The 26,037-nt window shown below is 70.2% G+C and carries 20 protein-coding genes; 10 read left to right on the top strand and 10 right to left on the bottom strand.

From position 1 onward, the window contains the following. Positions 1-19 precede the first annotated feature (19 nt). The 3 genes from gltX to ACFYNU_RS06560 all read right to left on the bottom strand — a co-directional run bounded on the left by gltX (position 20) and on the right by ACFYNU_RS06560 (position 2,589). Positions 20-1,495, bottom strand: a complete 1,476-nt coding sequence (gene gltX, locus ACFYNU_RS06570) for a glutamate--tRNA ligase (RefSeq protein WP_356593854.1) — start codon at positions 1,493-1,495, stop codon at positions 20-22. Beyond that, entirely contained in the window at positions 1,488-2,288 is an 801-nt protein-coding gene (locus tag ACFYNU_RS06565) for a fumarylacetoacetate hydrolase family protein (protein WP_356593852.1), read from the bottom strand. Before ACFYNU_RS06565 ends, gltX begins: the two co-directional genes overlap by 8 nt. Before the next feature lie 124 nt (positions 2,289-2,412). Next, positions 2,413-2,589, bottom strand: a complete 177-nt coding sequence (locus ACFYNU_RS06560; RefSeq protein ID WP_356593850.1) for a hypothetical protein — start codon at positions 2,587-2,589, stop codon at positions 2,413-2,415. Positions 2,590-3,168: 579 nt separating this feature from the next. Between ACFYNU_RS06560 and ACFYNU_RS06555 the strand changes: the two genes are divergently transcribed. The 8 genes from ACFYNU_RS06555 to ACFYNU_RS06520 all read left to right on the top strand — a co-directional run bounded on the left by ACFYNU_RS06555 (position 3,169) and on the right by ACFYNU_RS06520 (position 14,202). Continuing rightward, positions 3,169-7,080 (top strand): nitrate- and nitrite sensing domain-containing protein, encoded by a 3,912-nt coding sequence (locus ACFYNU_RS06555; protein WP_356593848.1) that lies wholly within the window; start codon positions 3,169-3,171, stop codon positions 7,078-7,080. Between the two features lie 9 nt (positions 7,081-7,089). Then, complete coding sequence (locus tag ACFYNU_RS06550) at positions 7,090-7,503, top strand: roadblock/LC7 domain-containing protein (protein WP_023538416.1); 414 nt, start codon at positions 7,090-7,092, stop codon at positions 7,501-7,503. A gap of 109 nt (positions 7,504-7,612) precedes the next feature. After that, complete coding sequence (locus ACFYNU_RS06545; protein WP_023538417.1) at positions 7,613-8,020, top strand: DUF742 domain-containing protein; 408 nt, start codon at positions 7,613-7,615, stop codon at positions 8,018-8,020. Beyond that, positions 8,001-8,582, top strand: a complete 582-nt coding sequence (locus ACFYNU_RS06540; protein ID WP_078074889.1) for an ATP/GTP-binding protein — start codon at positions 8,001-8,003, stop codon at positions 8,580-8,582. The genes ACFYNU_RS06545 and ACFYNU_RS06540 overlap by 20 nt, the downstream gene beginning before the upstream one ends. A gap of 339 nt (positions 8,583-8,921) precedes the next feature. Further along, entirely contained in the window at positions 8,922-12,407 is a 3,486-nt protein-coding gene (locus ACFYNU_RS06535) for a nitrate- and nitrite sensing domain-containing protein (RefSeq protein ID WP_356597317.1), read from the top strand. Between the two features lie 10 nt (positions 12,408-12,417). Continuing rightward, positions 12,418-12,831 (top strand): roadblock/LC7 domain-containing protein, encoded by a 414-nt coding sequence (locus tag ACFYNU_RS06530; protein ID WP_078079450.1) that lies wholly within the window; start codon positions 12,418-12,420, stop codon positions 12,829-12,831. A gap of 98 nt (positions 12,832-12,929) precedes the next feature. Next, the gene (locus tag ACFYNU_RS06525) at positions 12,930-13,640 is read left to right on the top strand and encodes a DUF742 domain-containing protein (protein WP_356597319.1); all 711 of its coding nucleotides are present in this window, start codon (positions 12,930-12,932) and stop codon (positions 13,638-13,640) included. Beyond that, entirely contained in the window at positions 13,621-14,202 is a 582-nt protein-coding gene (locus ACFYNU_RS06520) for an ATP/GTP-binding protein (RefSeq protein WP_031229389.1), read from the top strand. The genes ACFYNU_RS06525 and ACFYNU_RS06520 overlap by 20 nt, the downstream gene beginning before the upstream one ends. A gap of 127 nt (positions 14,203-14,329) precedes the next feature. Here ACFYNU_RS06520 and ACFYNU_RS06515 read toward each other — a convergent pair whose 3' ends face one another. Next, a complete protein-coding gene (locus ACFYNU_RS06515; RefSeq protein WP_356587880.1) occupies positions 14,330-14,563 on the bottom strand; it encodes an acyl-CoA carboxylase subunit epsilon in 234 nt (77 codons plus the stop codon). Between the two features lie 86 nt (positions 14,564-14,649). Continuing rightward, the gene (locus tag ACFYNU_RS06510; protein ID WP_356587882.1) at positions 14,650-16,233 is read right to left on the bottom strand and encodes an acyl-CoA carboxylase subunit beta; all 1,584 of its coding nucleotides are present in this window, start codon (positions 16,231-16,233) and stop codon (positions 14,650-14,652) included. Between the two features lie 388 nt (positions 16,234-16,621). On the opposite strand from ACFYNU_RS06510, the gene ACFYNU_RS06505 reads away from it, so the two are divergent. Both ACFYNU_RS06505 and ACFYNU_RS06500 read left to right on the top strand, forming a co-directional pair. After that, positions 16,622-17,848: a glycoside hydrolase family 64 protein gene (locus ACFYNU_RS06505; protein ID WP_356587884.1), complete on the top strand. Its 1,227-nt coding sequence runs from the start codon at positions 16,622-16,624 to the stop codon at positions 17,846-17,848. A 185-nt stretch (positions 17,849-18,033) separates the two neighbouring features. Then, on the top strand, positions 18,034-18,645 hold the full coding sequence (locus ACFYNU_RS06500; protein ID WP_356587886.1) for a YceI family protein: 612 nt from the start codon (positions 18,034-18,036) through the stop codon (positions 18,643-18,645). 42 nt (positions 18,646-18,687) lie between these two features. Here ACFYNU_RS06500 and ACFYNU_RS06495 read toward each other — a convergent pair whose 3' ends face one another. From ACFYNU_RS06495 to ACFYNU_RS06475, 5 genes are all read right to left on the bottom strand, one after another. After that, positions 18,688-20,028 carry a hypothetical protein gene (locus ACFYNU_RS06495; RefSeq protein WP_356587888.1) on the bottom strand — a complete coding sequence of 447 codons (1,341 nt, stop codon included), beginning with the start codon at positions 20,026-20,028 and terminating at the stop codon, positions 18,688-18,690. Positions 20,029-20,273: 245 nt separating this feature from the next. Then, a complete protein-coding gene (locus ACFYNU_RS06490) occupies positions 20,274-22,151 on the bottom strand; it encodes a discoidin domain-containing protein (RefSeq protein WP_356587890.1) in 1,878 nt (625 codons plus the stop codon). A gap of 156 nt (positions 22,152-22,307) precedes the next feature. Further along, positions 22,308-23,717, bottom strand: a complete 1,410-nt coding sequence (locus tag ACFYNU_RS06485) for a GH1 family beta-glucosidase (protein ID WP_356587892.1) — start codon at positions 23,715-23,717, stop codon at positions 22,308-22,310. Positions 23,718-23,832: 115 nt separating this feature from the next. After that, positions 23,833-24,897, bottom strand: a complete 1,065-nt coding sequence (locus ACFYNU_RS06480; protein WP_356587895.1) for an ABC transporter ATP-binding protein — start codon at positions 24,895-24,897, stop codon at positions 23,833-23,835. Next, positions 24,894-26,036, bottom strand: coding sequence for an ABC transporter permease (locus ACFYNU_RS06475; RefSeq protein ID WP_356587897.1), 1,143 nt, complete (start codon positions 26,034-26,036; stop codon positions 24,894-24,896). Before ACFYNU_RS06475 ends, ACFYNU_RS06480 begins: the two co-directional genes overlap by 4 nt. Between the last annotated feature and the right edge of the window lies 1 nt (position 26,037).

Raw genomic sequence — 26,037 nt, 5'->3', positions numbered from 1 at the left:
GCCGTACGTCCGGCCGGAACTACGCCGCGAGCTTCGCCAGCGTCGCGTCGATACGGCGCAGCGCGCGGTCCTTGCCCAGGATCTCCAGGGACTCGAAGAGCGGCAGGCCCACCGTGCGGCCGGTGACCGCCACGCGGACCGGGGCCTGGGCCTTGCCCAGCTTGAGGCCGTGCTCCTCGCCCGCCGTCAGCACCGCGTTCTTCAGGGACTCCGCGCTCGACCAGTCCGCGTCCGCCAGCTTCGCGCGCGCCGTGGTCAGCAGCGCCGCCGGGTCGCCCTTCATCGCCTTCGTCCAGGACGCCTCGTCCTCGACCGGCTCGGCGAGGAACAGGAAGTCGACGTTGGCCGTGATGTCGGAGAGCACCGTCACGCGCGTCTGCGCGTACGGGGCGATCGCCTCGAAGGCCGCCTGGTCGAAGTCCTCCGGCGCCCAGTTGGCATACGGGGCCCGCAGCCAGGGCGCGCAGGCCTCCATGAAGGTCTTCACGTCCAGCTGCCGGATGTGGTCGGCGTTGATCGCCTCGGCCTTCTTCAGGTCGAAGCGCGCCGGGTTGGCGTTGACGTCGCCGATCTCGAAGGCGCCGACCATCTCCGCGCGCGTGAAGACGTCCTGGTCGGCGGAGAACGACCAGCCCAGCAGGGACAGGTAGTTGAGCAGACCGTCGGGCAGGAAGCCGCGCTCGCGGTAGAGGTTGAGCGAGGCCTGCGGGTCGCGCTTGGAGAGCTTCTTGTTGCCCTCGCCCATCACATACGGCAGATGGCCGAACTGCGGCACGAAGTGGGCGACGCCGAGCCCCATCAGCGCCTGGTAGAGCGCGATCTGACGGGGTGTGGAGGAGAGCAGGTCCTCGCCGCGCAGGACGTGGGTGATCTCCATCAGCGCGTCGTCGACCGGGTTGACGAGGGTGTAGAGCGGCGCCCCGTTGGCGCGGACGATGCCGTAGTCGGGCACGTTCTCCGGCGTGAAGGTCAGCTCGCCGCGGACCAGGTCGGTGAAGGTGATCGGCTCGTCGGGCATCCGGAAGCGGACGATGGAGGTGCGGCCCTGCGCCTCGTACGCGGCCTTCTGCTCGGCCGTGAGGTCGCGGCAGTGGCCGTCGTACCCGGAGGGGCGGCCGGCGGCGCGCGCGGCGTCGCGGCGGACCTCCAGCTCCTCGGCGGTGCAGTAGCAGTGGTACGCGTGGCCGGCCGCGAGCAGCTTGTCGGCGACGTCCCGGTAGATGTCCATCCGCTGCGACTGGCGGTACGGCGCGTGCGGGCCGCCCACCTCGGGGCCCTCGTCCCAGTCGAGGCCGAGCCAGCGCAGCGAGTCGAGCAGCGCCTCGTACGACTCCTCGGAGTCGCGCGCGGCGTCGGTGTCCTCGATGCGCAGGACCAGGGTGCCGCCGTGGTGGCGGGCGAACGCCCAGTTGAAGAGGGCGGTGCGGACCAGGCCCACGTGGGGGTTGCCGGTCGGCGAGGGACAGAAACGTACGCGGACGGTCGCGTTAGCCACGCTTGATCACCTTGTTGGTGAGAGTGCCGATGCCTTCGATGGTGACGGCGACCTCGTCGCCGACGCTGAGGGGGCCGACCCCCGCGGGGGTGCCCGTGATGATGACGTCGCCCGGGAGCAGTGTCATGGCCTCGGTGATGTGCACGACGAGGTCCTCGACGGAGCGGATCATGTCGCGGGTGCTGCCCAGTTGGCGCTGCTCGCCGTTGACGGTGCACTGGACGGCGAGACCGTCACTGACGGCCGCCAGGTCGATGGAGGTCTCCACCCAGGGGCCGAGCGGGCAGGAGGTGTCGAAGCCCTTGGCGCGGGCCCACTGGTTCTCGCTCTTCTGGGCGTCGCGCGCGGTGACGTCGTTCGCGCAGGTGAATCCGAAGATCACGTCCTTGACGCGCTCGCGCGGGACCTCGCGGCACATCCGGCCGATGACGACGGCCAGTTCGGCCTCGTAGTGCAGGTCGTTGGAGAACGAGGGGTACTCGACGCCGTCACCGGAGCCGATCACCGACGTGGTCGGTTTGAGGAAGACCACCGGCTTCTCGGGCACCTCGTTGCCCAGCTCCGCCGCGTGCGCCGCGTAGTTGCGGCCGATGCCCACCACCTTGTTGGGCAGGACGGGCGGCAGCAGCCGGACCTTGCTCAGCGGGACCTTGGTGCCGGAGAGCTCGAAGTCGGTGTACGGAATGCCCTTGATGATGTCGAGGACGAGGCCGGCGGACGTACCGCCGGTGCCGTCCTCCTCGACCGCGCCGAAGGCGACATTGCCGTCGATGGAGAATCTGGCGATGCGCACGGGTTGCTGTCGCCCCTCACTTTGCTGCTGGTCGGTGCCGACTGTTTGACTGGAGACTGACGTCCCAGGCTAGCGCGGCGGGGGGCGGCGGCCGACGCGGTGCGGGGCCGCCGTGGTGCGTGCCCTACTGTGCGACGGGGGCGTCGATCAGCGTCGTACGCTGCGGGTTGGCCGTGCGGACCGGCAGGTCGACGGAGTGTTCCGGCGGCGCCGGCGGGAGAAGCTCCCCGGCGTCGGTCAGGTTCGCCAGCGTGGTGCGGCGGGGGTTGGCGGTGTTGCGGAACATCTTCGTCATCTTCATGGGTTGTTCGCAGACCTTGTCGGGTACGGGTGCTCAGGAGCGCCGGTTGTCGAATGTGCCATCCATGTAAAGCGTCAGGCTAAACACGTGATTCCCTGCGAAAGCCTGGATGGCGCAACGATCTCCATGTGAGTTTGCTCACGACCTGCCGGGCAATTCACCCATCACGGACAGTGGTCGAGACCGGTGGAAACGGACATTGCCTTATCGAACGCTCCATTCCGCTCCTGATCATCAGGACTGGGGCACGCCTCACCCACACGGGACTCGTTCCGGGAAGTCCGTTTCCTCCCCGAACACCTTCTACCGATCGTCACGTCCCACTCACAAGGTGTCACCCAGGTCACAGCCAGGTACGCGGCCCTTGTTGGAGATCCTGCTCTGTGCTGAAATTCCACGCACCGCCGCGGGTTCTTCAGGACGGCGCGTAAGGGCGCGACGCGGCGCCGAGTGGCATGCGGGGAAGGGGAGCATCGCCGGTCACTCAACGACCACCTTGGAGCGCACTCTGTGCTCCACGACGCCGACACCGTTCCGCCGTTCTGCGGGGGGACGCCTGGTCCAGAGGTTGCGACGCTAGTGCAGGGACGTTTCAAGAGGGATAGCAGCGCTGCGGCGGAGCAGGAGCCCCGCGGCGGAACCGACCGCGGCTCCTCGCCCCAGCACACCCAGAACCCGGGCCAAGGTCCGGCCGGCGAGGGTGGTGACCGGGGCGCCCAGCCCGGTGCGGCGCCCGGTGGCGACGCCCCGAACGCCGCGCCCAAGTCGGCGTCGACCGACGCGGGTTCGCGAATAGCGCTGCGCAACTGGCGCATCAGCACCCGTCTGGTGGCACTGCTCACCCTGCCGGTGGTCGCGGCCACCACGCTGGGCGGACTGCGTATCAACGAGTCCCTGAACGACCGGCAGCAGCTGGAGCACATGCAGCTGTTGACGAAGATGACCAAGGAAGCGACCAGCCTCGCCGCGGCGCTCCAGGCGGAGCGCGACGAGTCGGCGGGCCCGCTCACCAACGGCGCGAACCCCAAGGACTTCAAGGTCCAGGACCGCCGTACGAAGACGGACCGGGCCAAGAAGGCCTTCCTCGGCGCGACCGTGGAGATCGGGAACACCGACGGCGACCAGGCGCTGGAGTCGATCCGCGCCAACGTCAGCCAGATCGCGACCCAGGTCAACAAGATCCAGGAAATCCGCAAGGACGCGTACGACTCGGACACCACGCACTCCCTGACGGTCGACGCCTACAGCGGTCTCATCGACTCGCTGCTGAGCCTGTCGCAGGACATGGCGCAGGCGACCAGCAACCCGGACATGATCAAGCGGACCCGCGCCCTGGCGGCCTTCTCCTCCGCCAAGGAGTACGCGTCGATCCAGCGCGCGATCATCGCCTCCGCGCTCCCCGCCGACCCCAAGTTCAAGGGCGATCTCAACGAGAACGACCGGCTCTACGGTCTGGCCGCGGCCACCAAGGGCGACAACGCCCTCGCCTCCTTCGACGCGCTGTACGAGTCGATGGGCGGCAACGCCGAGGAGCTGACGGCGCCGCTCAGCGGCAAGGGCAACCCCGAGATCAACGCCGCCGACGAGTACGCGCAGCGGGTCCTCGGCATCTCCGGCGGACTGGAGGGGCGGCCGAACCGCTCGTATCTGGACTGGACCGACCAGGCCTCCGCCAAGATCAACGCGATGAACATCATCGAGCAGACGCTGCTCGGCGAGATGGAGAACAAGGCGCGGCAGCTGCGCGAGAAGTCGCAGCAGGACGCGCTCATCAACGGTGCGCTGATCCTCGTCGTCCTCGGTGTCTCGCTCGTCGGCGCCTTCGTCGTCGCCCGCTCCATGATCCGCTCGCTGCGGCGCCTCCAGGAGACGGCCACCAAGGTCGCCCAGGACCGGCTGCCCGAGCTGGTCAAGCAGCTCTCCGACTCCGACCCGCAGGACGTCGACACCTCCGTCGAGTCGGTCGGTGTGCACTCCAGGGACGAGATCGGCAAGGTCGCCGCGGCCTTCGACGACGTGCACCGCGAGGCCGTCCGACTGGCCGCCGAGCAGGCGCTGCTGCGAGGCAACGTCAACGCGATGTTCACCAACCTCTCGCGCCGCAGCCAGGGCCTGATCCAGCGCCAGCTGTCGCTCATCTCCGAACTGGAGTCCCGCGAGGCCGACCCGGACCAGCTGTCCTCGCTGTTCAAGCTGGACCACCTCGCGACCCGTATGCGCCGTAACGGTGAGAACCTGCTGGTCCTCGCCGGTGAGGAGCCCGGCCGCCGCTGGACGCGCCCCGTACCGCTGGTCGACGTGCTCCGTGCCGCGGCCTCCGAGGTGGAGCAGTACGAGCGGATCGAGCTGGCCTCGGTACCGACGACCGAGGTCGCCGGCCGCGTCGTCAACGACCTCGTGCACCTGCTCGCCGAGCTGCTGGAGAACGCGACATCGTTCTCCTCGCCGCAGACCAAGGTGCGCGTCACCGGTCACGCGCTGCCCGACGGGCGGGTGCTCGTCGAGATCCACGACACCGGCATCGGCCTCTCCCCCGAGGACCTGGCCGCGATCAACGAACGGCTTGCCTCGCCGCCCACCGTGGACGTCTCGGTGTCGCGCCGCATGGGTCTGTTCGTGGTCGGCCGGCTCTCGCTGCGACACGGCATCCGGATCCAGCTGCGCCCCTCCGACTCCGGCGGTACGACCGCGCTGGTCATGCTGCCCGTCGATGTCGCCAACGGCGGCAAGAAGATGCCGCCGCGCCCCGGCGTCGGTGCGCAGAACGGCTCGGGCGGGCCGTCGCCCTCCGGTCAGGGCGCCCTCGGTGGCGGCGGTCAGCAGTCCGGCATCGCCGCCGGGCTCGCGGGCGGCGCCGCCGGAGCCGGACGTCTCGCCACCCCGCCGTCACGGGGCCAGGTCGGAGCCGGTACGGGGCCCCGCGCCGCGCTGCCGGCCAGGAACGGAATGCAGAACGGCCAGAGCGGCCTGCCCACCCGGCCGCAGTCCGGTCCGCCGCAGGACCAGCAGCGCCCGGGCATGGGGCAGAGCTCCGGAGGGCCCAGCCTGTTCGGTACGAGCCCCCGTGAGCAGGCGGCCGGCCGACAGGGCGGCCAAGGCGGCCCCGGGCAGCCGTCGGGTCCGGTGCCGCAGGCCGGTGGCAGGCTCGCCCGGCCCGGGCAGAGCCTGTCCAGCCCCAACGGACGTGGTGGCCCCGCCAACCGCGACCGCAACGCCTTCCCGCAGGGTGCGGGGGCGCCGGCCGGTGGACCGCCGCCGGTCGACCGCGGCCGTCAGCTGCCGCCGCCCGGCGGACCGCGCGCCGAGCTGCCCGGCGGCAGCCCGCAGCCGCCGCAGCGCCCGCAGCGTCCCGGCACCAGTGCGACGACCACCTGGGGCACCGGGCAGCAGTCCGCGCCGCAGCGGTTCTCGCCGGACGCCCCGCGCGGCCACGAGGAGCCCGAGAACACCGGTCAGTTCGCGATGCCGTCGGCGGGGCAGGGCCAAGGCCCCGGCTCCACCGCCGAGTTCGCGCGTCCCGACTTCGACGGCCCCCGGCCGGACCTGAACAACGGCGCCGGAAACAGCGGCAACGGCGGCAACGGATTCAGCGACACCGGGTCCTACCCCGTCCCCAACTCGGGCGACGTGAATGCCGGTTGGCAGGGCCAGGGCCAGGGCCAAGGACAGGGTCCGGGCCTGGGACAGAATCCCGCGTCCACGGAGCAGTTCCCGCGACCGGACTTCAACGCGCCCCGTCCCCCGGAGCCCGCCCCCGCGCCCGGCTCCCCGGGCAACGATCTCTTCGGCCAGAACCCGCCGCCCGGACAAGGCCGTCCGGGCGCGGACCAGGGCCAGGGCCGCCCGGGCTACGGCCAGAACGGCCCGAACGGTGCCGACTTCGGCGCACCGCGTCCGCCGGTCGGCGCGCTTCCCCAGCAGCCCCAGCCGGAGGCACTGCCCCCGGCCGGGCCCGGAGACGGCCGTACACCGCTGTTCGACACGCTGGAGACCAACTGGTTCCACGGGCAGCAGAACGGCGGCCCCGCGCAGCCCGAGGTGCCCCAGGCGCCCGAGCAGCAGCAGCCGTTCCCGCAGCAGTCCCCGGAGGGTCCCCCGGACCGACCGGTGTCCCCTCCTCCCCCGATGCCGCAACGGCAGCCGGCGAACGGCAACGCCAACGGCAACGGCGCCGTCACGTCCTCCTGGCGCACGTCACCCAATGACGAGCTGGTACGCCAGGCCGAGCGGGTCAAGAAGCCCGCCGCGGGCGGAATCACCACCTCAGGTCTGCCCCGTCGGGTCCCACGTGCCAACCTGGTACCGGGAACCGCGCAGGAGCAGAGCAACCAGACCGGTCCGCAGGTCTCGCGTGCGCCAGATGACGTACGCGGCCGGCTGACCAACCTTCGCCGGGGCATTCAGCAGGGTCGTCAGGCCGGCAGCCGTACCGCCGACAGTTCGACGACCGGCAGTTTCAACCTCGGCCCCTCTCACCAGCAGGAGCGTTAGTTGAGTCCGATGAGCCAGGCGGCGCAGAATCTGAACTGGTTGATCACCAACTTTGTGGACAACACCCCCGGGGTGTCCCACACAGTGGTCGTATCCGCCGACGGCCTGCTGCTTGCCATGTCCGAGGGTTTCCCGCGCGACCGCGCCGATCAACTCGCGGCCGTGGCCTCCGGTCTGACCTCGCTGACCGCGGGGGCGTCCCGGATCTTCGAAGGCGGACCGGTCACCCAGACCGTCGTGGAGATGGACCGCGGGTTCCTCTTCCTCATGTCCGTGTCCGACGGTTCCTCACTGGCGGTGCTCGCACACCCCGACTGCGACATCGGTCTGGTGGGCTACGAGATGGCCCTCCTGGTCGACCGGGCAGGCACGGTGCTGACACCGGACCTGCGCGCCGAGCTCCAGGGGAGCCTGCTGCACTGAGGCTTCCAGGTACCGCCCACAGCGCCATCCACCGTCAGGCCGCGAACCGGCCCCACCCCGGCCCAGTCAGACGGCACGCAGACATCTTGCTGTCACGCCCGGAGGATTCATGACCCCGCCACCCGCCTCTCACGATCCGTACGGCGCCTCAGTCGACGCGTCCTACGGACTTGAGGGCGACCAGCCGCTGGTACGTCCGTACGCCATGACCGGCGGCCGGACGAGGCCGCGGTACCAGCTCGCCATCGAGGCGCTGGTCAGCACGACGGCCGATCCGGCACATCTCGCCGGGCTGCTCCCGGAGCACCAGCGGATCTGCCATCTCTGCCGTGAGGTGAAGTCCGTCGCCGAGGTGTCGGCACTGCTGTCCATGCCGCTCGGTGTGGCGCGCATCCTCGTGGCCGACCTGGCAGAGGCCGGCATGGTGGCCATCCACCAGCCGGGTAACGGAGAGGCCGGCGGCACGCCGGATGTGACACTGCTCGAAAGGGTGCTCAGTGGACTTCGCAAGCTCTAGCGGCGGAGCGGCACGATCGACCACCTCCGCGAAGATCGTGGTGGCGGGCGGATTCGGCGTGGGCAAGACCACGTTCGTCGGCGCCGTCTCGGAGATCAACCCGCTGCGTACCGAAGCCGTCATGACCAGCGCCTCCGCCGGCATCGACGACCTCACCCACACCGGAGACAAGACCACGACCACCGTGGCCATGGACTTCGGCCGTATCACCCTCGACCAGGACCTGATCCTCTACCTGTTCGGCACCCCCGGACAGGACCGCTTCTGGTTCATGTGGGACGACCTCGTACGCGGCGCCATCGGCGCCGTCGTCCTCGTCGACACCCGCCGCCTCGCCGACTGCTTCCCCGCCGTCGACTACTTCGAGAACTCAGGACTCCCCTTCGTCATCGCCCTCAACGGCTTCGACGGACACCAGCCCTACACGCCTGAGGAAGTACGCGAGGCACTCCAGATCGGCCCGGACGCTCCGATCATCACGACGGACGCGCGGCACCGCGCCGATGCCAAGAGCGGACTGATCACGCTCGTCGAACACGCACTCATGGCACGACTCAAGTAGACGTTGTCGTACGGCAGTTGCCGTAGCCGGGGTCGGGCGTGGGCTGTGTCTTTTGACATAGCCCACGTCGGTGTTCATAACGTTTGAGAAGAGAATTGCCGCCGCTCGGTCGCCCGACGCGTTCGGCTGGTATCGCTGTGCTCACATCAACCTCGTCTTTTGACGGGGCTCGTTCTTTATGCCCGTTTTATCTCCGGTATGGACCACTCGGAATGGCTGATTCCCACTGTTTGGAACGGGACCGCCTCACGTGCTGGAATTCGATGAACTCCCGAGTAGTACGGCCCTGAACGAAAAACGGCACAACGTAGGTGCCGACGCCGAGAGGTTGTTGGTCGAGTGAGGCGTAGCAAGACGAGCTCCGCGGAGCAGGCGGCGCGGGGTAACTTCACCCCGCCGCGGCGTACAGCGGCGCCGCCTGCGGATGCGCCAGGGAGGCCTCCGGCGCCCGGCAGCACCAGCCGCCTGTCGCCGCGCAACTGGCGGGTGCCGACTCGGCTCAACGCGATCCTCCTGATACCCGTGCTCGTCGGCCTCGTCATGGGTGGTTTCCAGGTCAAGGGCTCCATCGACACCTGGCAGGAGGCCCAGGACGCGGAGCGGACCGCGCTCGTCGTCCGGGCCGCGTCCGAGTACGGCCAGGCCCTGCTCAACGAGCGCGACCTGACCGCCCAGCCCCTGCTGACGAACAAGCGCGACGACAAGGTCGTCGTGGACGCCAGGGCCGCCACGGACGCCGCGAAGGCCGGGTTCGACCGCGCCGTCGAGTCCATGCCGCAGGACGAGGGCCTGGAGCGGCGGCTGCGGCTCTTCCGCGCCGAAGAGCCCAAGCTGGAGACGATCCGCAAGACGGCGTACACGGCGGGCGTCGAGACGCCCGACAAGACCGGCCGCAACGGCGGTCCGGTGGCGACCGAAGAGGGTTATGTGCTGGTCCAGCACTCCCTCATGGAGTTCTCCAACGAACTGGGCCTCGGCACCGGCAACATCACCAGCTACGGCCGCACCGTCTACGCCATCCAGCTCTCCAAGGCCGCCTCCTCGCTCCAGCGCTCCATCGGTCTGCATCTGCTGGTGCGGCCGAGCGAGAAGTCGGCGGTACGGGCGGGGCAGTCCATCGCGTTCTCCTCGTACGCCTATCTGGAGGACATCGCGGTCGCCGAGTACGTCTCCGGCGGTACCGACGCGGACACGGCCAAGCTTCAGAAGATCATGGGCGAGAAGACCGCCGAGGGCGCCAAGAAGCTCGCAACGGCGCGCCAGCAGGCCGCGGCGGCGGGCGAGAAGTTCGTCGCCCCGCCGGCCCAGGGCGGCTCGGTCGTCGACGGCATGGTCGCCGCCATCGCCACCGGTGACAGCCCCTCCCAGCTGGAGGAGCGCGGCGTAACCCCCACGGCGTGGATGGCCGCGACCACGGCGAAGTTCGACGGCTACACGATCATCGAGAAGGACCTGGTCGACAACGCCGTCAGCGACGCCGCGGAGATCTCCGACGGCGCCAGGAACGACGCGATCATCAACGGCGCGATCGTGGTGATCGCCCTGCTGGCCGCCTTCGTGCTGGCCGGCATGATGGCGCGGCAGATGAGCCGGGCCATGCGCCGGCTCCGTACGGCCGCCTTCGGCATAGCCGAGCAGCGGCTGCCGATGCTGGTCGACCAGCTGTCGCGTACCGAGCCCGGCCGGGTGGACACTCGCGTACAGCCCATCCCCATCGACTCCAGGGACGAGATAGGCGAGGTCGCCCGCGCCTTCGACCAGGTGCACCGTGAGGCCGTCAGGCTCGCCGCCGAGCAGGCCATGCTCCGGGGCAACGTCAACGCGATCTTCACCAACCTCTCGCGCCGCAACCAGTCGTTGATCGAGGGCCAGCTGACCCTGATCACCGAGCTGGAGAACCACGAGGCCGAGCCCGAGCAGCTGGAGAACCTCTTCAAGCTGGACCACCTCGCGACCCGTATGCGCCGCAACGGCGAGAACCTGCTGGTCCTCGCCGGTGAGGAGCCGGGCCGCCGCTGGAACCAGCCGGTGCCGCTGGTCGACGTGCTGCGCGCGGCGTCCTCCGAGGTGGAGTCCTACGAGCGCATCGAGCTGTCCGGGGTGCCGGAGACGGACATCCACGGCCAGGCCGTGACCGACCTCGTGCATCTGCTCGCCGAGCTGCTGGAGAACGCCACCACGTTCTCGTCGCCGCAGACGAAGGTGCGGGTGACCGCGACCCGGCTGCCCGACGGCCGCGTGATGATCGAGATCCATGACAAGGGCATCGGCCTCACCGCCGAGGACTTCGCCGACATCAACCACAAACTGGCCAACCCGCCCACCGTGGACGCCGCGGTGTCCCAGCGCATGGGTCTGTTCGTGGTCGGCCGGCTGGCCGACCGGCACGGCGTACGGGTGCAGTTGCGGCCCTCGGGCGAGCAGGCGGGCACCACGTCGCTGGTCATGCTCCCGGACGCGATCACGCACGGCGGGGGCGGCGAGCAGCAGCCGCCGGACGACTTCACCGTTTCCCAGATCATTCCGGAGCAGCAGGGCGCGGCGTTCGAGCCGGAGCAGCAGGCGTTCCAGGCGCCCATGCTGACGGCGGCCGAACTCGGCTTCGACGATTCTCGGTACGACGAGGGGGCCGGGGCCGGGGCGGCGGCTGATCCGCGCAGTCTCGATCCGGTGAACCGTTCCCTCATGCGCGACGAGCGCCGCGCGGCGCTGGGCGGCGGCAACGGCGCCCCGGCGGCCCTGCCCGGCGGCGGGCCCCTCTACGGCGACCAGGTCGACGGTCAGTACCGCGAGGAGGTCGACGGCCAGTACGCGCCGCAGCAGGCGTCGTACGAGCAGAACGGCTACCCGGCGCCCGAGGGCGGCACCGACGCCGGGCAGACGTACGCCGGCGCGGGATACGACACGTACGCCCCCGACGGCTACGGGACGAGTACCGACGGATATCAGACACCCGACGGGTACCCGGAGCAGCAGGATCCGCTCACCGGCCCGTATACGGAAGGTGCGTACGAGGCTCCTCGGCCGGACGGGGCGGGCCACGACAACCTCTTCGCTCCCCAGGCCAACCAGGGTGGCTGGAGTGACCAAAGTGGCTACCAGGGCGGGTACGACGCGGCGCCGGGACCTGAATCGGAATCGTCCGACGGCGCTGCGGCGGACACCCGGGAACGCGTAGAATTCGAACGTCCGGGACCCTCGCCGAGCGCCAGTCACACACTGACGGGAGCGGGACTGCCACGCCGTGGCACCACCTCGCAGCCTCCGAAGCCGGAGTCGTGGCAGACCACCGGTGGGGACGACGGACAGCGGAACGGACACGACAGCGGCCGGACCGATCTCTTCGGGACGGCCCCGTCGGCGGCCGGGCCGGAGCGGTCCACGCCGCCCGCCGGCCGGCAGGCACCGTCCCCCGCGGCACGGCCGACCGACAGGACCGACGAGACCGAGACGTACGCACCGGCGGCCCCGCAGCCGCAGAACGGACAGAGTGACGCGAACGGCCCCGACGACTGGCGTTCGACGAACGACGACCGCTGGCAGCGGGCCGAGAAGCTCCGCGAGCCCAAGGCCGGCGGGATCACCCCGTCGGGGCTCCCCCGGCGCGTTCCCAAGGCCAACCTGATCGAGGGAACCGCGGAGTCGACGCCGCAGCACGGTCCCCAGGTCTCGCGGGCGCCGGAGGACGTGCGTGGCAGGCTGAGCAACCTGCGACGCGGCGTCCAGCGGGGTCGTGACGCGGGGGCGGGCGGCGCCGGAGCGACGGGGACGGACAAGAACGGACCGGGTCCAGGCCCGGGCAGTACCTACAACCAGGAGCGTTAGTGTGAGCCCGATGAGCCAGGCGGCGCAGAATCTCAACTGGTTGATCACCAACTTCGTGGACCACACCCCCGGGGTGTCCCACACGGTGGTGGTCTCCGCCGACGGACTCCTGCTTGCCATGTCCGAGGGTTTCCCGCGCGACCGCGCCGACCAACTGGCGGCCGTGGCCTCCGGTCTGACCTCGCTGACCGCCGGGGCGTCCAGGATCTTCGAGGGCGGGGCCGTCACCCAGACCGTCGTGGAGATGGACCGCGGGTTCCTCTTCCTGATGTCGATCTCCGACGGCTCGTCGCTCGCCGTCCTCGCGCACCCCGAGGCCGACATCGGCCTGGTGGGTTATGAAATGGCTCTGCTCGTCGACCGGGCGGGCACGGTGCTGACACCGGACCTGCGCGCCGAACTCCAGGGAAGTCTTCTCAACTAACAGACAGACAGTGCGTTTCGCGCCATCGCACCATAGGGTTCGGTGGCGCGACTCCACAGAAGAACAGTTACCGACGACCGGAGTCGGAGGAGGAAACGGTGGCAACACCCCCAGGCGGACATCCTTACGAGGGTGGCCGACAGGTCCCGGGTGAGCGTGCCCGGAACCACTTCAACTCCCCCTCCGCGCCGGACGGGAACGGCGGCCAGGGCGGGCAGTGGGACGGCGGCGGACAGTCGTATGATCCACATCAGCAGCAGCCGTACCAGCAGCCTCAACAGCCGTACGGACAGCGGCAGTCGTACGGTCAGGGTCAGCAACAGCCGTACGGCTCGCAGCCGTCGTATGGCCAGGGGCAGGGCCAGGGACAGCAGCAGCCGTACGGACAGCAGCCCGCGTACGGCCCGCCGCAGCCCCGAATCCAGCCGGTACAGCCGAGGCACCACCAGGAGCCGGAGCACGCCGCGCACAACCCGTTGGTACGTCCGTACGCCATGACCGGCGGCCGGACGAGGCCGCGGTACCAGCTCGCCATCGAGGCACTGGTCAGCACGACGGCCGATCCGTCCCGGCTGCAAGGGCAGTTGCCCGAGCACCAGCGGATCTGCCGGCTCTGTTTCGAGATCAAATCGGTCGCCGAGATTTCGGCACTGCTCTCCATCCCCCTGGGCGTCGCCCGGATCCTCGTAGCCGACCTGGCGGAGGCCGGACTTGTCGCCATTCACCAACCCGGCGGCGACGAGACCGCCGGGGGCCAACCAGATGTGACACTGCTCGAAAGGGTGCTCAGTGGACTTCGCAAGCTCTAGCGGCGGTGCAGCCCGCTCAACCACCAGCGCGAAGATCGTGGTGGCGGGCGGATTCGGCGTGGGCAAGACCACGTTCGTCGGCGCCGTCTCGGAGATCAACCCGCTGCGTACCGAAGCCGTCATGACCAGCGCCTCCGCCGGCATCGACGACCTCACCCACACCGGAGACAAGACCACGACGACCGTGGCCATGGACTTCGGCCGTATCACCCTCGACCAGGACCTGATCCTCTACCTGTTCGGCACCCCCGGACAGGACCGCTTCTGGTTCATGTGGGACGACCTCGTACGCGGCGCCATCGGCGCCGTCGTCCTCGTCGACACCCGCCGCCTCGCCGACTGCTTCCCCGCCGTCGACTACTTCGAGAACTCAGGACTCCCCTTCGTCATCGCCCTCAACGGCTTCGACGGACACCAGCCCTACACCCCCGACGAAGTACGCGAAGCACTCCAGATCGGCCCCGACACCCCGATCATCACGACGGACGCGCGGCACCGCGCCGACGCCAAGAGCGGACTGATCACCCTCGTCGAACACGCACTCATGGCACGACTTCGCTGAGTCCGGCGGCACGAGGACGGATCACGGCAGAGGCCCCGCACTCCGAGGAGTGCGGGGCCTCTGCCGTCGTGGCAGGTGCGGCGCGGGTGGCTCAGGCGGCGCTGTACGGCCGCTGGAGCGCCTGGGATCAGCCTTGCCAGCTGTGCGGAGCCCGGAAGCCCGGCGTGCGCTCCAGGCGGCGCCAGCCGGCCGTGGAGCGGCCACGGTGGGCGGGCGCGGCGTCCGCGCCGGTGCGGGCGGCGGCGCGGGCCATGAGGACGGCGGTGATGGCGGCCAGCTCCTCGGGGCCGGCCTGGCCCTTCTCGACCCGGAGCAGGGAACTGTCCGCGCGGAGCGGGGAGTTGTCGGCTGAATCGTTCATCGGGCTCGTGTCTCCGTCTTCTCGGCAGATGGGCGGCGGCGTGTGCGGCGCGGGTGCCACGGGTGTCGCGTCCGGGGGGCGCGTGCTCACTGCGGGGGATTGCCGTGTTTGCGGGACGGCAGGTCGGCGTGCTTCGTACGGAGCATCGCGAGGGCCGAGACGAGGACCTCGCGGGTCTCGGCCGGGTCGATGACGTCGTCGACCAGACCGCGCTCCGCGGCGTAGTACGGGTGCATCAGCTCGGCCTTGTACTCCTTGACCATGCGTACGCGCATGGCCTCGGGGTCCTCGGCCTCGGCGATCTGCTTACGGAAGATGACGTTGGCGGCGCCTTCCGCGCCCATCACCGCGATCTCGTTGGTCGGCCAGGCATAGGTGAGGTCGGCGCCGATGGACTGGGAATCCATGACGATGTAAGCACCCCCGTACGCCTTGCGCAGGATGAGCGAGATCCGCGGGACGGTGGCGTTGCAGTACGCGTACAGCAGCTTCGCGCCGTGGCGGATGATGCCGCCGTGCTCCTGGTCGACGCCGGGCAGGAAGCCCGGTACGTCCAGCAGGGTCACGATCGGGATGTTGAAGGCGTCGCACATCTGCACGAAGCGTGCGGCCTTCTCGGACGCCTCGATGTCCAGGACGCCCGCGAGGGACTGCGGCTGGTTGGCGACGATGCCGACGACCTGGCCGTTCAGCCGGGACAGCGCGCAGATGATGTTGGTGGCCCAGCGCTCGTGGATCTCCAGGTAGTCGCCGTCGTCGACGAGTTCCTCGATGACCTTACGCATGTCGTAGGGGCGGTTGCCGTCGGCCGGGACGAGGTCGAGCAGCACGTCGGAGCGGCGGTCGGCCGGGTCCTCGGACTCGGCGGTGGGCGGGTTCTCGCGGTTGTTCGAGGGGAGCATCGCCAGCAGGTAGCGGACCTCGGCGATGCAGGTCTCCTCGTCGTCGTACGCGAAGTGCGCGACGCCCGAGGTCTCGGCGTGCACGTCCGCGCCGCCGAGTCCGTTCTGGGTGATCTCCTCGCCCGTGACCGCCTTGACGACGTCGGGGCCGGTGATGAACATCTGCGACGTCTCACGGACCATGAACACGAAGTCGGTGAGGGCGGGGCTGTAGGCGGCGCCGCCGGCGCACGGGCCGAGCATGACGCTGATCTGCGGGATGACGCCCGACGCCTTGGTGTTGCGCTGGAAGATGCCGCCGTAGCCGGCGAGCGCGGACACGCCCTCCTGAATACGGGCGCCCGCGCCGTCGTTCAGGGAGACGAGCGGAGCACCGGCCGAGATGGCCATGTCCATGATCTTGTGGATCTTGGTGGCGTGGGCCTCGCCCAGCGCGCCGCCGAAGATCCGGAAGTCGTGCGCGTACACGAAGACCGTGCGGCCCTCGACCGTCCCCCAGCCGGTGATCACCCCGTCCGTGTACGGCTTCTTGGCCTCCAGGCCGAAACCGGTCGCCCGGTGCCGGCGCAGCTGTTCGACCTCTCTGAACGAGCCCTCGTCGAGCAGCAGCGCGATGCGTTCGCGCGCCGTCAGCTTCCCCTTGGCGTGCTGCGCCTCGGTCGCGCGTTCGCTCGGTCCGCTCAGCGCCTGCCCCCGCAGCGAGTGCAGCTCGGCCACGCGCCCACGGGCGTCGACGGGCTCACTCGGCGTCTGGTCCACAACGGTCATGTATCGACCCTACGAACAACGGAGCGAAAAGCCGCCGTCGACTCCACACAGTCTCCTGCCCGGATTCCTGGTGGAGCTGGACAGTGCCGGGGCGGACGCGGGGCGAATCGACAGCCGGAAGCCCCTCGCGCTTGTGAGGTTCCTCCAGATGTCAGTCGGATGTCGGCCGATGGCCGACCGGGAGCCACACCTCCGGTCACCGGGTGGCGGGAGTGGCGGCGGGTGAGGGGGTGACGTCAGGTTGTGAAGACTCGCAAACTATTGAGAGCGCTCTCAGCCGCAACTCTTGACGCGTCCGGGACACCTGACGAGAGTGGGGCGCAGACGCAGGCGCGCCCCCCACGTACCGCGCGTCACTGCGTTCCCCCCACATCTCAGGAGAACATCCGTGATATCGCGCAGACTGTTTCTGACCGGCACGGCCGCCGCGGCTACGGCGCTCACCTATCCCGCCTGGGGAAGCGCTCTCAGCCCCCGCGCCTCGGCCGCCGCCGAGACCTGCGAACTCGCCCTGGTGAACAAGTCGTTGCCCGGTGCGGTCAACGCGTACGTCACCGGCCACGAGCAGGGCACCGACCGCTGGGTACTGCTCCGTGCCGACGGCAGCGTGTACAAGCCGGAGTCACCGGCGGAGGCCAACACGCCGCTGCCGGTCGACTGCGCCATTCCGCTGAACGCGGCGGGCGGCGCGGCCGTGACGCTGACGCTGCCCCAGATGTTCGGCGCGCGCGTCTACTTCGTACGCGACGACACGCTGGACTTCTTCCTGAACCCGGGCCCGTCCCTGGTCGAGCCGGCGTTCGCGAGCGAGGACGACCCCAACTACGGCCGCACCTGGTCGTTCGCCGAGTTCACCTTCAATCCGCAGCAGCTGTACTCCAACATCAGCTACGTCGACCTGGTGACCGCGCTGCCCATCGGGATCACCCTGGAGGGCGACGCGAAGCACGAGGTCGCCCCGTTGCCCGAGGGCGCCCTCCAGAAGATCGCCGACGGTCTGACCGCGCAGGCGGCGGCCGACGGGCAGCCGTGGGACAAGCTGATCACGCGCGGCGCCGACGGCCAGGTCCTGCGGGTGATCGCGCCGCAGAACGCGATGGCGCCGTACTTCGACCGCCCCGACGAGATGCCCTTCCGGGACGTCTTCGACGGCTACGTCGACCAGGTGTGGCAGAAGTACGCCGCCGAGGACCTCAAGATCGACCTCCAGGGCGGACGCGGCGTGCTGGCCGGCCGGGTCAGTGGCGACACCCTCACCTTCGCGGGCGGCCACACCTTCTCCAAGCCGTCCTCGAAGGACATCTTCACCTGCAACCACGGGCCCTTCACCAACAACCCGGACGACTCGGACGACAAGAAGGCCCTCCTCGCGCGGCTGGCGGCCGGATTCAACCGCTCGACGCTCCTCACCCACCCCGACCAGCCGAACGGCGCCACGGCTGCGGACTACTACAAGGACCCGTCCACCAACCACTGGGCGCGGGTGCTGCACGCCAACACCCCGATCGGGTACGCGTTCCCGTACGACGACGTACGGCCGGACGGCGAGCCGGACGTCTCCGGCGCGGCGCACGACGGCAACCCGGTGCGCTTCACGGTATCGGTCGGTTCCTGAGGTCCGCCGGCTCCAGTTGTGACGGTGCCCCGTCGCCTCTCCTCCTACGGAGGGGGCGGCGGGGCACCGTCGTGTTTCCGGCCGACGTCACCCGATCGGCGGAAGATGTTGAAGTTTGAACGAGATGGGTCTACGCTTCCACTCAGTACTTGAACGCTAAACAAACACCCCCCGGGAGTAACCTCATGTCTCTGTTCAACCGCAAGTCCGACACCGACGTCGCCGCCGCCCCGGTCAACCCCGACCTGGCGCACCTGACCGGTGACTACACCATCGACCCGTCGCACAGCAGCATCGGCTTCACCGTGCGGCACGCCATGGTCACCAACGTGCGCGGCTCGTTCAGCAAGCACGAGGGCACGCTGAGCCTGGACGGCTCGAAGCCGGAGAACTCCTCCGCCTCGATCGACGTGGAGATCGAGAGCATCGACACCGGCGCGCCGGACCGTGACGGTCACCTGCGCAGCGCGGACTTCTTCGACGCCGAGACGTTCCCGAAGATGACCTTCCGCTCGACGAGCGCCGAGCAGCTGGGCGGCGACGACTACCGGATCACCGGCGAACTCACCATCAAGGACGTCACCAAGCCGCTCAGCATCGACCTGGAGTTCAACGGCAAGGCCACGGACCCGTACGGCAACGAGCGCGTCGGCTTCGAGGGCAGCGCCACGATCTCCCGCTCGGACTGGGGCCTGACCTGGAACGCGGCGCTGGAGTCCGGCGGCGTGGTCGTCAGCGACAAGGTGAAGCTGGTCTTCGACATCTCCGCGATCAAGAACCAGCCGCAGGCCGCCTGACCCGCACCGGAGCGCGGGCGGCGGAGCCGGCCGGGGGCGGTCTCAGAAACCGCCGCCGTCGAAACCGCCGCCGCCTCCGAAGTCCCCTCCCCCGCCGAAGCCGCCTCCGCCACCGAAGTCACCGCCCGAGCCGCCGTCGTAGCCGGTGTAGTCGCCGCCTCCGTAGTCCGCGGCGTAGGCGGGGGTGGCCAGGACGGTGCCGAGCATGGTGCCCACCAGCAGGGCGGGGAGCACGCCGCCGCCGAAGTAGCCGCCGGCCCAGGGGCCGTACGCCGGGCCCGCGTCGTAGTACGGACGCGGGCCGTGCTCGGTCTGCACCATCCGCGTCATGGGGTCGTCGCCGTCCTCCAGCCGGGCCGCGTCGGCCGCGCAGACCGGGATCGAACGGACCGCGCCGGCGGGCGGGGGCGACCAGTCCACGTCCTTCACGGAAGGACCGTGCCGGGGGTCGAAGAAGCACGGCGAACGGCGCTCCGGCAGGGGCCTGCCCTCGCGGCGCGCGGCCAGCGCGGTGAGCGAGAAACGGCCGTCCGCCAGCGCCTCGGTCACCCCGCGTACGTCGTCGGGGCGCTCGGCGTGGTCCATGAGGGACTTCGCCTTCTCGTACGCGTCCAGCGCCTGCTCGTAGTCCGCGCGCATCGCGTCGTCGGCGCCCTTCTCGCCCGGATGGAAGTCGAGCCGGTCGAGTTCCTCGCCGAAGGCTGTGATGTCCTCGTCCACGACGACCCGGAGCTTGTCGAGGGCCTGCCTGTCGCGCTCCTCCTTACGGAGGCGGTTACGCCGCAGCACCGCGTACACACCCGCGCCGCCCAGCACCACGACGCCGCCGAGCGTGATCAGCCCGGCCGTCGCGCTGCCGCCGTCGGCGCCGCCGCCGGAGGACGTGTCCCAGCCCGCGGGCGCCTGGCCGCGCGATTCGGCGAGTGCCTGGTCGACAAAGTTGTTCAGCTCCGTGGACGCCCCGACGGGGCCCGTGCCCTTCGCGCCGTCGGTGATCGCTCGGACCGCGTCCGGCGGCAGGTTACGGGCGTCCGCGGCGGCGTCGAAGGCGTCACCGAGGCGTACGGCGTACACGCCGGACACCCCGGTCGCGGTGCGGAGCCTGCTGAGGAGGGTGTTGTCCGGGCCGAAGTCGGCGGACCGTGGCAGGACGGCGACGAAGACCGGCTTGTCCGCGTCCTTGATCTTCTTCGTCAGCGCGGCGGCGTCCGACCCGGAGAGCTGGTCGGAGGCGCGCGGATCGACATAGACCGGGCCCTTCTTGAAGGCCTCGGCCACGGCATCGGGGCCGGTGGCTGCGTGCGCGCTCGGAGGCGCGACGACGGCGGCGCCCGTCAAGGCGAGCAGCAACCCGGACAGAGTGGTGAAAAGCCTCGTCCTCATATCACGACGGTACCGGAGGGCGCCATGATCCGGAGTGGGCGAGATATGACAGAACGCGAACAGAAGGGGCCGGACGGGGCCGGACGGGGCCACCTGCCGGATCGGGCCGGGGCGGCCCAGGTCCGGGGAGGGGCCGCCTCCGTAAGGAGGTGGCCGGAACGAGCGGCGCACCCGGGCGGGGAGGCCCGGGTGCGTCACTCATGGGGGTACGGGAGGTACGGGAGAGTTCCGGCGAGGAGCGCCGGCTACTTCTGCTCGACCCGCACCCAGTCGATCTCGGCCTTCACACCACCCTGCGCGACCTTGTCGACGCTCGACTGGGGCAGGCCCCAGTACGGCGTGGTGACCTGGTTGTACCCGGCGGGGTAGGCGCCGCCCAGCGCCAGGTTGAGGATCACGTACTGGTTGTGGTCGAAGACCCACTCCCCGCGCGTGGACTCCAGCTTCTGCCGCGACGTGGTCTGCACGACCCGGTCGTCCACGCTGAAGACCATGCCCTCAGGCGTCCACTCGACGGCGTAGGTGTGCCACTGGTCGACCCGCCCGCCGCCGGGGAAGGTCTGCGACTTGCCGATGTTGCCGGCGGCCGAGTAACCGGGGCCGTGCAGCGCCGTACTCGTCCAGTCCGCGTAACCGATGTTCTCCATGATGTCCGTCTCGCCCGAGCCGGGCCAGGAGACCGACGCGTCGTCGACGTCACTGCCCAGCATCCAGAAGGCCGGCCAGAAGCCGTCGCCGACGGGGAGCTTCATACGGGCGCTGACCTTGCCGTACGTGAAGTCGAACTTGGTGTTGGTGTCGACGCGGCCCGAGGTGAAGTCGTAGGTGCCGCCGCCCGGCACCGTGGTGCAGCCCTTGCAGTACTTCGACTCCAGGACGAGCGCCCCGTTCTGCGTCTTGATGTTGTCCGCCGAGTCCACGTACGCCTGCGACTCTCCGTTGACGGAGCCCATCTCCTGGCCGGTGCGCACCACACGCCACTTGTTGCGGTCGAGACCGGAGCCGGTGAAGTCGTCGAAGAAGGTCTGCCGGTAGGCGCCGCCCGGGTTCTGCGGCAGCGCCGGGTACGCCGCCGCCGCGCTGCCGCCGGTGCCCCAGACCTGGAACTCGTACAGCGAGTAGCCGAACTGCGCCGTGGACGGCGCCGGGTTGTAGAAGGAGCGGCGCTCCTTGCCCAGCATCCGCACATAGCGGCCGTTGGCCGGGGCCGGCAGATTGATCGTGTCGTGCCTGCCGACCGCCTCCGCCGGTGACTTGATGTTGGCGCGGCGCTCGGCGACCTGCGCCGCCGAAGGCCGGTACACGGTGCGCCAGTTGCGGTTGTCGTCGGAGACCTGGAGCTCGAAGTCGACCGCGTAGGCCGCCTCCCAGTACAGGTCCACGGACTGGATCACGGACGGGGCGCCGAGGTCCACGCCCACCCAGCGGTTCTGGTTCCAGTCGCTCGACCAGCGCGACTGGTCGGCCTTGAGGTCGGCGGGCCAGCCGCCGTCGGTGACGAAGGCCGGTGAGTTGCCCGCGTGCTGGTACAGCTCGCCGTACGCGGGGTGGTTCAGCGCCAGGTTGCTGCGCGTCGTGGAGGCGGGCGCCGGCTCGCCGCCGAAGACCTGGAAGGAGAAGAGGGAGTAGCCCCAGGCGGTGCCGCGCTCGACGCCGCGCATCCGGACGTAGCGCCCGGTGGCCTCCTGCGGGTACGTGTGCGCCGTGACGGTGCCGCCGGTGCCCTCGTCCTCGGTGTAGAAGTCGGTCCAGTCCGTGCCGTTGCGGGAGATCTCCAGGACGTACCGCTTCCCGAAGGCGGCCTCCCATTCGAGCTTGACCTGGCTGACGCGGATGACGCTGCCGAGGTCGACCTGGATCCAGGCGTTGTCGGCGAAGTCGCTGGCCCACCGGGTGGCGGGGTTGTTGTCGAAGGCGGCGACGGCGGGGGTGCCGGCGTTCTCGACGCCGGAGGTGGTGACGGCCGCCGGTCTGGCCGCGACGGCTTCCGCCGCGCGGTCGGTGTTCCACGCCGCGGCGGCTTGGGCGGCGGGCGGCTGCGGCGGTGCGGCGACGGCGAGCGGCGCCGCCAGCGCGAGCAGGGCGAGGGTGGTGGTCGCGAGTAAGGACGTACGTGGGGGCATCGTTGACTCCGTTGGCGATACGGGTGAATGGAGCGATGTCCGTACGGGGGTGTTACCGCGCGTGGTGCGTGCCGTGCCGTACCTGCGGGCGGACGGCCCCGTCGCCGCCCCCGGCGTGGTGGCCGGGGGCGGGTCGGGGCACGGGTCCGGTGGGACCTATCGCGCCTCGCGGGTGAGCCCGATCGTGTCGCGGTACCACTTGGCGCTGTCCTTGAGGGTCCTGACCTGGGTGTCGTAGTCGACGCGGACAATGCCGAAGCGCTTGTCGTAGCCGTACGCCCACTCGAAGTTGTCCATCAGTGACCAGGCGAAATAGCCGCGTACGTCGGCGCCCTGCGCGCGCGCCTCGGTGACGGCCGCGAGATGGTCCGCGAGATACGCGGTCCGGTCCGCGTCCGGGACGGAGCCGTCGGCGGCGACGGTGTCGTCGAAGGCCGCTCCGTTCTCGGTGATGACGGTGGGAATGGCGTAGTCCTCCTGGAGGCCCACGAGGAGGTCGGTGAGTTCGGTCGGCGTGATCTCCCAGTCCATGGCGGTACGGGGCAGGTCACGGGGCACGCCGCGGGTGACGGGCAGCCCGTTGTCGTCCACCGGGGAGCCGCTCTCGGTGACGCCGGAGAACAGGGCTCCCCGGTAGAAGTTGACGCCGAGGACGTCCAGCGGATTGGCGATGATCTCCAAGTCGCCGTCCTGGACGGGCAGTTCGGCGCCGCGCAGCGCCAGGTCGGCGACGACGTCCTCGGGGTAGCGGCCGTGGACGAGCGGGTCGAGGTAGAGGCGGCGGCCCTGGCCGTCGGCGCGGCGGCAGGCCTCGCGGTCGGCCTCGCTGTCGGTCTCGGGCGTGGCCGTACCGAGGTTGAGGGTGATGCCGAGTTCCAGCGGGTTGTCGCCGGCGGCGTCGCGGATGCGCCGCGAGGCGAGGCCGTGGCCGAGCAGGAGGTGGTGCACGGCGCGGATGGAGTCGCCGAAGTCCTTGCGGCCGGGGGCGTGGACGCCCGCGTCGTAGCCGAGGACGGCCGAGCACCAGGGCTCGTTGAGCGTGGTCCAGTGCTCGACGCTGTCGCCGAGCGCGTCGTAGGCGATCGCCGCGTAGTCGGCGAAGCGGTACGCCGTGTCACGGGCCGGCCAGCCGCCCGCGTCCTCCAACTCCTGCGGCAGGTCCCAGTGGTAGAGCGTGATCCACGGGGTGATGTTCCTGCCGTGCAGCTCGTCGACGAGGCGCTTGTAGAAGTCCAGGCCCTTCGCGTTGCCCGGCCCGCGCCCGCCGGGCTGGATGCGCGGCCAGGCGAGCGAGAAGCGGTACGTGTCGACGCCGAGGCCCGCGATCAGCTCCACGTCCTGCGGCATCCGGTGGTAGTGGTCGCACGCCACGTCGCCGTGCTCGCCGCCTTCGACCGCGCCCGGTACCCGGCAGAAGGTGTCCCAGATCGAGGGGGTTCTGCCGTCCTCGGCGGCGGCTCCCTCGATCTGGTAGGCGGAGGTGGCGACGCCCCAACGGAAGTCGGCAGGCAGGCCCTTGAGCGCCGTGGCGGGGCGGGTGAGGTCCTGGATGGGGGTGGCGTTCATGGGTCTCCTGGTTCATCGGTGGGCGCACGGCGCGGGCGGGGCCGGGCGCGGACAGTGCCTGGGCGGGCGGGTCAGGCGTGTCGACGGGGCGGGCGTCGGGCGGGTCGGGCGTGGATCAGCCGGAGCGGGCCGGCGTTGTGTCCCCGGCCAACTCCGGGGCGGGTTCGGCGGCGGCGCCGGGGGCGGAGTGGTGCAGCCAGCACGCCACGGTGCGTTCGTCCGCGCCGTCCGGCGCGGCCAGCACCGGTATGTGCTCGGCGCACGGGTCGAACGCCTTGCCGCAGCGCGGATGGAAGGCGCAGCCCGTCGGCATCGCCGTCAGATGCGGCGGCGAACCGGGGATGCCGGTCAGCTCCCTGCGGGGCCCGTGCAGCGCGGGGAAGGAGTGCAGCAGCCCGTCGCTGTAGGGGTGGCGCGGGTCGCGGTAGATCTCCGCGGCGCCCGCCTCCTCGACGATCCGGCCGCCGTACATGATCGCGATACGGTCCGAGAACTCGATCAGCAGCGAGATGTCGTGGGTGATGAAGACGACCGAGAAGCCCAGCTCCTCGCGGAGCGCCACGAGCTTGCGCAGGATCTGACGCTGCATCACCACGTCGAGGGCGGTGGTCGGTTCGTCCATGATGACGATCTCGGGCTCCAGCGCGAGCGCCATCGCGATCATCACGCGCTGCCGCATTCCGCCGGAGAGCTGGTGCGGGAACGCGCCGAGCCGGTCACGGGAGATACCGACCAGCGTCAGCAGTTCCTCGGCGCGCGCGGTGCGCGCGGCCGACTTCATCTCCGGACGGTGCGCCATGAGCACGTCGGTGAGCTGACTGTGCACCGTGTGCACGGGGTTGAGCGAGTTCATCGCGCCCTGGAAGACGATCGACAGCTCCTGCCAGCGGAAGGCGCGCAACTCCTGCGGCGTGAGCGCCAGCAGGTCCACCGGGGCCGCGCCGTCCTGCGGCGGCTGGTAGTGGACGTCGCCGCCGGTGATCACCCCGGGCGGGGAGAGCAGCCGGGTGACGGCGTAGGCGAGGGTGGACTTGCCCGAACCCGACTCGCCGGCGAGGCCGAGGACCTCGCCGCGGTGCAGGGTCAGGTCGATGTCGCGCAGCGCGTGGACCGCGCCGGGGCCGGTGCCGTAATCGACATTGAGGCCGCTGATGGTGAGGACGGGGCGACCGGTCGTCATGCGCGGGGCTCCTTGTCGGGAGTGCGGTCGGGAGTCCGTGCGGGGGCCGGGCCGGTCCGTTCGGGCGGGTCGGCGTCGGCGGGGCGGCTGCCGTTCTTGTCGGCGGCCCCGTTCGTGGCAGCGGCCCCGTTCCTGCCGGCGGCCACGCTCGTACCAGCGGCTCCGTTCGTTCGCTTCGTACGCTCCGTGGTGCGCGCCACCGGTGTGAAGCCGACCCGCATCCGGATCGTCCGCGAGGAGCCGGTCTCGGTGCGCAGCCGCGGGTTCACGAATTCGTCGATGCCGAAGTTGATCAGCGCGAGCGCCGTGCCGAGCAGTGCGATGCAGAGTCCGGCGGGGACGAACCACCACCACGCGCCCTGCGCGAGTGCCTGGTTGGACTGCGCCCAGAACAGGACGGTGCCCCAGTTCCAGTTGGAGATGTCGGCGACGCCGATGAAGGCGAGGGTGATCTCCAGCAGGACGGCGAAGATGACGGTGCCGACGAAGCCGGACGCGATCACGGCGGTGAGGTTCGGCATGATCTCGAAGCCGATGATCCGCCACGTCGGTTCGCCGGTGGCTCTCGCGGCCTCGACGTAGTCGCGTTTGCGCAGCGAGAGGGTCTGGGCGCGCAGTACCCGCGCCCCCCAGGCCCAGGACGTGAAGGCGATCACGCCGGCGATCAGCAGGTCGCCCGCGTCGGAGACGAAGCTGGCGATGATGATGATCAGCGGCAGCGCCGGAATGACGAGGAAGATGTTGGACAGCGCCGACAGGATCTCGTCCATGACGCCGCCGAGGAATCCGGAGGTGACGCCGATCAGCACGGACAGCACCGTCGCGAAGAACCCGGCGATGAAGCCCACCAGCAGTACGCCCCGGGTGCCGACGAGGATCTGCGACAGCACGTCCTGACCGGTCTGCGTGGTGCCGAACCAGTGGTCGCCGGACGGCGGCTGGAGCAGTTTGTCGCTCATCATGTCGGGGTCGTACGGGGCGATCCACGGGCCGATGATCGCGAGCAGGGTGAAGAAGCCCAGGATCGAGAGCCCGGTGAGGGTCTTGCCGCCGCGCAGGAAGCGCAGCCTGGCTCGCTTGGAGGGGGTGGGCGCCGGAGCCGCGTCGAGTACGGCGACCTCTGTTGCGGGAATGGACATG

The organism is Streptomyces sp. NPDC006643, assembly GCF_042870175.1.
Lineage (GTDB): Bacteria > Actinomycetota > Actinomycetes > Streptomycetales > Streptomycetaceae > Streptomyces.
Note: the sequence above shows the minus strand (reverse complement) of the source record. Positions and strands in the feature narration are given on the sequence as shown.